Genomic DNA, 2,489 nt, shown 5'->3' with positions numbered 1-2,489 from the left:
CGCCTTACGGATGCGGCATGCCCCTTGCGGGTACACAAAGTATTCCTGCGTTTTCCATACCTCGCCTTGCCAAAAAACCTCTCGCCATCCAATCTTGCCGATTTAATCAGAGGTTCCCTGAAAAAACAGACCAGTTTTTCGCAAAAAACGCTTGAAAACTGAAACTTCCTCCTGTATAATAGTACGGCGTGGGCAAAGGCCCGCAAATTCAGAACCCACACAGCCCGGGATGCTCCGTCCCAGTGCCGCCTCGGCGGTGGACGGGGAAGAGGAACGGACTGGAGGTCAAAACAAAAAGGAGAAACACAAAATGGCAGTCGTATCTATGAAGAGTCTGCTCGAAGCAGGCGTCCACTTTGGTCATCAGACCAGACGCTGGAACCCCAAGATGGCTCCGTACATCTACACGGAGCGCAACGGCATCTATATCATCGATCTGCAGAAGACCGTCAAGAAGATCGAAGAGGCCTACAACTTCGTCCGTGATCTTGCCGCCAACGGCGAGAACATCCTGTTTGTCGGCACGAAGAAGCAGGCGCAGGACGCCATCAAGGAAGAGGCGGAGCGCGTCGATCAGTATTATGTCAACGCCCGCTGGCTCGGCGGCATGCTGACGAACTTCAAGACCATGCGCACCCGTATCGACCGTCTGGCTCAGCTGCGCAAGATGCAGGAGGACGGCACGTTCGCCATGCTCCCCAAGAAGGAAGTCATCAAGCACGAGGGCGAGATCGCCAAGCTCGAGAAGTATCTCGGCGGCGTGAAGAACATGAAGAAGCTCCCCGGCGCCCTGTTCATCGTTGACCCCCGCAAGGAGCGCAACGCCATCGCCGAGGCCCGCAAGCTGCACATCCCCATCGTCGCCATCGTCGATACGAACTGCGACCCGGACGAGATCGACTATGTTATCCCCGGCAACGATGACGCCATCCGCGCCATCCGCCTGATCGTCGCCACCATGGCCAACGCCGTGCAGGAAGGCCGTCAGGGCGAGGCCAACACCGAGGCCGCTCCGGCTGCCGAGGCTGCTGCCGAATAATCCCATCCGGTTCATTGGAAACCAGACGCCCGCCGCGTGCGGCGGGCGTTTTTTCGAAACAGAAGATACAGGAGGATATAACCATGGCATTTACTGCTGCTGATGTCAAGAAACTGCGTGAAATGACCAACGTCGGCATGATGGACTGCAAGAAGGCACTGTCCGAGAATGACGGCGATATGGACAAGGCCATTGAGTGGCTGCGCGAAAAGGGCCTGGCGAAGGCCGCCAAGAAGTCCAGCCGCATCGCTGCCGAGGGCATGGCTTACGCCACCGTCGAGAACGGCGTCGGCGTCGTCGTCGAGGTCAATGCCGAGACCGACTTCGCTTCCAAGACCCCGCTGTTCGTCGATTTCGTCAAGGATATCGCCAAGGTCGTCGCTGCGGACGCTCCCGCAGACATCGAGGCCCTGAAGAACTGCAAGTACCCCGGCTCCGAGCTGACCGTCGGCGAGATGATCCCTGAGAAGGTCATGGTCATCGGCGAGAACATCCAGATCCGCCGCTTTGCCCGCTTCCCGGAGAACTTCAGCGTCGCTTACGTCCATGCGGGCGGCAAGATCGGCGTCCTCGTCAACCTCGAGGTCTCCGGCGGCATCGACGCGACCGTGATCGGCAAGGATATCGCCATGCAGATCGCCGCTCTGAACCCGCGCTTCTGGGATAAGAGCCAGGTCAGCGAAGACGTGCTCGCAGAAGAGAAGAAGATCCTCGTCGCCCAGATGGACAACGACGAGAAGATGGCCTCCAAGCCCCTGCAGGTCAAGGAGAAGATCGCCGCCGGCAAGATGAACAAGTTCTTCGAGGAGAACTGCCTCCTGCAGCAGGCGTTCGTCAAGGACGGCAGCGTCACGGTCGAGCAGTATATGAACAGCGCTGCCAAGGCGCTGGGCGGCTCCGTGAAGTTTGTCGACGCCGTTCGCTTTGAGAAGGGCGAGGGCATCGAGAAGAAGGCCGACGATTTCGCCGCTGAAGTCGCCGCCGCTGCCGGTCTGGCAAAGTAATTCAAGATCGCACAGCTCATCCCGCCGGGTCTCCCGGCGGGATTCAGCTTGTCAAAAAAGTCCCTTTGGACTTTTTCGCCAAGCTGCTTCCAGAATTGCAAAATCAAATTTTGCAGCATGATTTTGCAATTCTGCCGCTGCGGCGGGTTATTTGACGCGAAAGGACACCCTGACGGTTTCCTTTCACACTTTTCTTCCCTCCGAAATTTTCGGCTGGGCAGGTTTTTTTGACAGTCTGCATCCCGCCGGGTCTCCTGGCGGGATTTTTCTATTTTGTAGGGGAGCGGCATGCCGCTCCCGGCGGTACGCTGCCGACCCGAACAGACTATCGTTAAAATGGAAATGGCCCCAGATTTGTCATTGCGAGGGCGCTTTGCGCCCGTGGCAATCTCGAGAAGGCACTGGCGATTCGCACAGGCCACCGTTAAAATGGTATGCACCGATTG

General features: G+C 57.8%; 2 protein-coding genes. Both read left to right on the top strand.

Annotation, left to right across the window (positions count from 1 at the left end):
• Positions 1-310 precede the first annotated feature (310 nt).
• Positions 311-1,039, top strand: a complete 729-nt coding sequence (rpsB, locus tag WMO66_RS00640; RefSeq protein ID WP_349134474.1) for a 30S ribosomal protein S2 — start codon at positions 311-313, stop codon at positions 1,037-1,039.
• Positions 1,040-1,122: 83 nt separating this feature from the next.
• On the top strand, positions 1,123-2,043 hold the full coding sequence (gene tsf / locus WMO66_RS00635; RefSeq protein ID WP_349134473.1) for a translation elongation factor Ts: 921 nt from the start codon (positions 1,123-1,125) through the stop codon (positions 2,041-2,043).
• Positions 2,044-2,489 lie beyond the last annotated feature (446 nt).

Source organism: Faecousia intestinalis, assembly GCF_040096185.1.
Taxonomy (GTDB): domain Bacteria; phylum Bacillota; class Clostridia; order Oscillospirales; family Oscillospiraceae; genus JAZOXB01.
This window is presented reverse-complemented; position numbering and strand designations above follow the sequence as displayed.